Here is a 5,215-nt window from a genome sequence, read left to right on the forward strand (position 1 = left end):
GTTCTAATATTGCTTGCTACTCGCCGAAGTCGCGCGGAACTAGCAGGCGAAGCCCTCGATTCAACACATCGGCATGGTGTGTAAAACGACCCTGCAAAAAGCATGGAAAACGCTTGGAATCAGGGTCTGAACGGCATGAGACGGCCTGGGCCTTGATTGCATTGCCCCCCTCCTTTCTCCATACTTGCCGCCGTTTTTGCCCCCTTGAAATGCCATTAGCGTGGAAGCCTTGCATGAGCACAGCAATAAGTGAGACTGCATATAACTATAAGGTGGTTCGCCAATTCGCCATCATGACGGTGGTGTGGGGAATTATCGGAATGGGCCTGGGCGTGCTTATCGCCGCACAGCTGGTATGGCCTGAACTCAACTTTGACCTACCCTGGACCAGTTTTGGTCGCTTGCGCCCGCTGCACACCAACGCGGTGATTTTCGCCTTCGGTGGTTGTGCGCTGATGGCCACCTCTTTTTATGTGGTCCAGCGGACTTCGCAGGCACGCCTGTTTTCCGATGGCCTCGCCGCGTTCACCTTCTGGGGTTGGCAGGCGGTCCTGGTTCTGGCTGTGATCACCCTGCCGCAGGGCTTCACCAGCTCCAAGGAATACGCCGAGCTGGAATGGCCGATCGATATCCTGATTACGCTCGTATGGGTCAGCTACGCAGTGGTGTTCTTCGGCACCATCATGAAGCGTAAGGCTGCGCATATTTATGTCGGCAACTGGTTCTTTGGCGGCTTCATTCTGGTGACGGCGATGCTGCACATCGTCAACAACCTTGAAGTACCGGTAACCTGGTTCAAGTCCTACTCGATCTACTCGGGTGCGACCGACGCGATGGTGCAGTGGTGGTATGGCCACAACGCCGTGGGCTTCTTCCTGACCACCGGCTTCCTCGGGATGATGTATTACTTCGTACCCAAGCAGGCTGGCCGGCCGGTTTACTCTTACCGCCTCTCCATCGTGCATTTCTGGGCATTGATCACCCTCTATATCTGGGCCGGCCCGCACCACCTGCACTACACCGCGCTGCCGGAGTGGGCACAAAGCCTGGGCATGGTGATGTCCATTATCCTGCTGGCGCCAAGCTGGGGCGGCATGATCAACGGCATGATGACGCTCTCGGGAGCCTGGCATAAGCTGCGCACCGACCCGATCCTGCGCTTCCTCGTCGTCTCCCTGGCGTTCTACGGCATGTCGACCTTCGAAGGTCCGATGATGGCGATCAAGACCGTCAACGCCCTGTCCCACTACACCGACTGGACCATCGGCCACGTTCATGCCGGCGCCCTCGGCTGGGTAGCGATGATCACCATCGGCTCCATGTATCACCTGATCCCGAAGGTTTTTGCTCGCGAGCAGATGCACAGCATCGGTCTGATCAACGCGCACTTCTGGCTGGCCACTATCGGCACCGTGCTCTACATCGCCTCGATGTGGGTCAACGGCATCACCCAGGGTCTGATGTGGCGTGCAATCAACGAAGACGGCACGCTCACCTACTCCTTCGTCGAGGCGCTGGAGGCAAGTCACCCGGGCTTCATCGTCCGCTGGCTCGGTGGCGTGTTCTTCCTGACCGGCATGTTGCTGATGGCTTACAACACCTGGCGCACTGTGCGTGCCGCCAAGGCGGCTGAGTTCGAAGCCGCTGCGCAGATCGCCTGAGGGAACGTATAAATGAAGAATCACGAAATACTCGAAAAGAACGTCGGCCTGCTGACGCTGTTCATGATCCTGGCGGTGAGCATCGGTGGTCTGACCCAGATCGTCCCGCTGTTCTTCCAGGACGTAGTCAACGAGCCTGTGGAAGGCATGAAGCCTTACACCGCGCTGCAGCTGGAAGGCCGTGACATCTACATCCGCGAAGGCTGCGTCGGTTGCCATTCGCAGATGATCCGTCCGTTCCGCGCTGAAACCGAGCGTTACGGCCACTACTCCGTTGCGGGTGAAAGCGTTTACGACCACCCGTTCCTGTGGGGCTCCAAGCGCACCGGTCCAGACCTGGCCCGCGTCGGCGGCCGTTACTCCGACGACTGGCACCGTGCGCACCTCTATAACCCGCGCAACGTAGTCCCGGAATCGAAAATGCCTTCCTACCCTTGGCTGGTCGAGCATAGCCTCGACGGCAAGGACACCGCCGACAAGATGGTTGCACTGCGCAGCGTTGGCGTGCCTTACACCGAAGAAGACATCGCCGGTGCCAAGGATGCGGTCAAGGGCAAATCCGAAATGGACGCCCTCGTCGCCTATTTGCAAGTACTTGGCACCGCACTCACCAACAAACGGTAACGCACCATGGATATCGGGACTCTTCGCGGCCTGGGCACCATTCTTGTTTTCGTCGCATTTATTGGCGTCGTGCTCTGGGCTTATAGCAGCAAGCGCAAGAAAAGCTTCGACGAAGCAGCGAATCTGCCTTTCGCAGACGAGCCCGACGCCAAGAAGCGTGATGAAGAAGCTTCCAGGAGTAAGAAATAAATGACCTCGTTTTGGAGTTGGTACATCACCCTGCTGAGCCTGGGGACCATTGCCGCCCTGGTCTGGCTGCTGCTCGCAACTCGCAAGGGACAACGCCACGACAGCACCGAAGAAACCGTCGGCCATTCGTATGACGGTATCGAGGAATACGACAACCCGCTTCCGCGCTGGTGGTTCATGCTGTTCGTTGCCACAGTGATCTTTGCGCTTGGCTATCTCGTGCTGTACCCAGGCCTGGGCAACTGGAAAGGCGTGATGCCAGGTTACGAAGGCGGCTGGACGCAGGTGAAGGAATGGCAGCGCGAAATGGACAAGGCCGGTGAGCAGTATGGTCCGCTTTATGCCAAGTTCGCGGCGATGCCTGTTGAGCAGGTTGCCCAGGATCCGCAAGCGCTGAAAATGGGCGGCCGTCTGTTTGCCTCCAACTGCTCGGTCTGCCATGGTTCGGATGCCAAGGGTGCCTACGGCTTCCCTAACCTGACCGACAACGACTGGCTATGGGGCGGCGCGCCTGAAACCATCAAGACCACCATCATGGGTGGCCGGCAGGCAGCCATGCCCGCATGGCGCGATGTGATTGGCGAAGATGGCATTCGCAATGTGGCCGGCTACGTTCGCAGCCTGTCCGGCCGCGATACCCCAGAGGGGATCAACGTCGACATTGAGCAGGGTCAAAAAATCTTCGCAGCCAACTGTGTAGCGTGTCACGGGCCTGCAGGCAAAGGCACTCAGGCCATGGGCGCTCCCGACCTGACCGACAACGTCTGGCTGTACGGCTCGAGTTTTGGGCAGATTCAGCAGACCCTACGCTACGGTCGGAATGGCCGGATGCCTGCCCAGGAACACATTCTTGGCAACGACAAGGTGCACCTGCTGGCAGCGTATGTGTATAGCCTCTCGCAAAAGTCGGAAGACTGAGCCATCAGGCCTGGCGCGACCCGAGGTCGCACCTTTGTCCAATTGACGGGGCGTACCATTCGCAGCAGGTAAGCAAAAGATCCCGGCCGACATGTATCGGCCGGGACACTCACCCTCCGCCGTGGTACGCATTTGATGACTGAGCAGATTCCCGTCCGCAACGTAACTCCTCCCGCCAAGCCCGACGCATCGGGCGACCTCTACGCCGCGCGCGAAAAAATCTACACCCGAGCCTTCAGCGGCCTGTTTCGCAACTTGCGACTCGTAGGTGGCGCACTGCTGTTCCTGCTTTACTTCGGCACCGTGTGGCTGACCTGGAACGGGCGGCAAGCGGTCTGGTGGGACTTGCCAGAGCGCAAGTTCTACATCTTCGGCGCCACGTTCTGGCCCCAAGACTTCATCCTGCTTTCGGCACTGCTGATCATTTGCGCATTCGGCCTGTTTTTCATCACCGTTTTCGCCGGTCGCATCTGGTGCGGCTATACCTGCCCCCAAAGCGTCTTTACCTGGGTCTTTATGTGGGCGGAGAAGGTCACCGAGGGCGACCGAAACCAGCGCATGAAGCTCGACAAGGCGCCCATGAGTGCCAACAAGTTCTTGCGCAAAGCAGCCAAGCATTCGATCTGGCTGGCAGTTTCGCTGGCGATCGGCATTACCTTTGTTGGCTATTTCACGCCGATCCGGGACCTGGTGCCTGACCTCGTGACATTCCAGGTTGGCGGCTGGGCGGCGTTCTGGGTGGGCTTCTTTGCACTCGCGACCTACGGCAACGCCGGCTATCTGCGCGAGCAGGTATGCATTTACATGTGCCCGTATGCTCGTTTCCAGAGCGTCATGTTCGACAAGGACACCCTGATCGTCTCCTACGATCCACGTCGCGGCGAGCGTCGCGGGCCGCGGAAAAAGGATGCCGATTACAAGGCAATGGGCTTGGGCGATTGCATCGACTGCACCATGTGTGTACAGGTCTGTCCCACGGGCATCGACATCCGCGACGGGCTGCAGGTCGAATGCATCGGCTGTGCCGCCTGCATCGACGCCTGCGACACCATCATGGACAAAATGAACTATCCGCGCGGGCTGATTAGCTATACCACCGAACACAACCTGTCCGGACAAAAAACCCGTCTGGTGCGGCCACGGCTGATCGGCTACGCCGTTGCGCTGACGGCAATGATGGGCGTATTCGCCTATGCCGTCTCGGACCGCGCGCTAGTTAAGCTCGACGTACTCAAGGACCGCGTGCTCTACCGAGAAAATGAGCAAGGACGGATCGAAAACGTTTATACCCTCAAGGTGATGAACAAGGCCCAAACCGAGCAAACCTTCATCATCGAGGCCGTTGGCCTTGAAGGCTTGCAATACGAGGGACGCAACCAGATTCGTGCTGAAGCAGGCGAGCTGGTCACCGTTCCAGTGGAGCTGTCAGTCGCGCCAGAGCAGCTACCTTCGAGCACTAACGAAGTCGTCTTCCACATCAGATCGGCGGATGACTCCACAATTGAAGATGAAGCCGATAGCCGTTTCATCGGCCCAAGCATCCGCTAAACAGGTAGTACATGAGCCATTCCGACCACGAAAACACACGTTGGTATACGCAGTTCTGGGCCTGGTTCGTGATCGGCATCCTGCTGATGTCGGTCATTCTCGGCACCTCGATGCTGACGATCGCGATTCGCAATGCCGACACCCTCGTCTCGGACAACTATTACGACGCCGGCAAGGGTATAAACCAGTCACTGGAACGCGAGAAACTCGCCGAGCGCCTGCAAATGCAGGCGCAAATCAACCTCAACGACGAACGTGGACTCGCCGAGGTCCAG

At 58.4% G+C, this 5,215-nt stretch carries 6 protein-coding genes; all 6 read left to right on the forward strand.

Annotated elements, in window-relative coordinates:
• Window positions 1-233 precede the first annotated feature (233 nt).
• The gene (gene ccoN, locus PSTU_RS0101535; protein ID WP_019339288.1) at window positions 234-1,661 is read left to right on the forward strand and encodes a cytochrome-c oxidase, cbb3-type subunit I; all 1,428 of its coding nucleotides are present in this window, start codon (window positions 234-236) and stop codon (window positions 1,659-1,661) included.
• A gap of 12 nt (window positions 1,662-1,673) precedes the next feature.
• Window positions 1,674-2,285 carry a cytochrome-c oxidase, cbb3-type subunit II gene (gene ccoO, locus PSTU_RS0101540; protein WP_019339289.1) on the forward strand — a complete coding sequence of 204 codons (612 nt, stop codon included), beginning with the start codon at window positions 1,674-1,676 and terminating at the stop codon, window positions 2,283-2,285.
• Between the two features lie 6 nt (window positions 2,286-2,291).
• The gene (locus PSTU_RS0101545) at window positions 2,292-2,474 is read left to right on the forward strand and encodes a CcoQ/FixQ family Cbb3-type cytochrome c oxidase assembly chaperone (protein WP_019339290.1); all 183 of its coding nucleotides are present in this window, start codon (window positions 2,292-2,294) and stop codon (window positions 2,472-2,474) included.
• On the forward strand, window positions 2,475-3,392 hold the full coding sequence (ccoP, locus tag PSTU_RS0101550) for a cytochrome-c oxidase, cbb3-type subunit III (RefSeq protein ID WP_019339291.1): 918 nt from the start codon (window positions 2,475-2,477) through the stop codon (window positions 3,390-3,392).
• Window positions 3,393-3,527: 135 nt separating this feature from the next.
• Window positions 3,528-4,940 carry a cytochrome c oxidase accessory protein CcoG gene (gene ccoG, locus PSTU_RS0101555; RefSeq protein ID WP_019339292.1) on the forward strand — a complete coding sequence of 471 codons (1,413 nt, stop codon included), beginning with the start codon at window positions 3,528-3,530 and terminating at the stop codon, window positions 4,938-4,940.
• A gap of 11 nt (window positions 4,941-4,951) precedes the next feature.
• On the forward strand, window positions 4,952-5,215 hold a 264-nt coding region (locus PSTU_RS0101560), incomplete at its 3' end, for a FixH family protein (RefSeq protein WP_019339293.1).

It is taken from the genome of Stutzerimonas stutzeri SDM-LAC, assembly GCF_000235745.1.
In the GTDB taxonomy this organism is placed as follows: Bacteria; Pseudomonadota; Gammaproteobacteria; order Pseudomonadales; family Pseudomonadaceae; genus Stutzerimonas; species Stutzerimonas stutzeri_H.

Coding starts and splice junctions, on each gene's coding strand:
- ccoP (WP_019339291.1), top strand. CDS start 2,475: ATGACCTCGTTTTGGAGTTGGTACATCACCCTGCTGAGCCTGGGGACC.
- PSTU_RS0101545 (WP_019339290.1), top strand. CDS start 2,292: ATGGATATCGGGACTCTTCGCGGCCTGGGCACCATTCTTGTTTTCGTC.
- ccoG (WP_019339292.1), top strand. CDS start 3,528: ATGACTGAGCAGATTCCCGTCCGCAACGTAACTCCTCCCGCCAAGCCC.
- ccoO (WP_019339289.1), top strand. CDS start 1,674: ATGAAGAATCACGAAATACTCGAAAAGAACGTCGGCCTGCTGACGCTG.
- ccoN (WP_019339288.1), top strand. CDS start 234: ATGAGCACAGCAATAAGTGAGACTGCATATAACTATAAGGTGGTTCGC.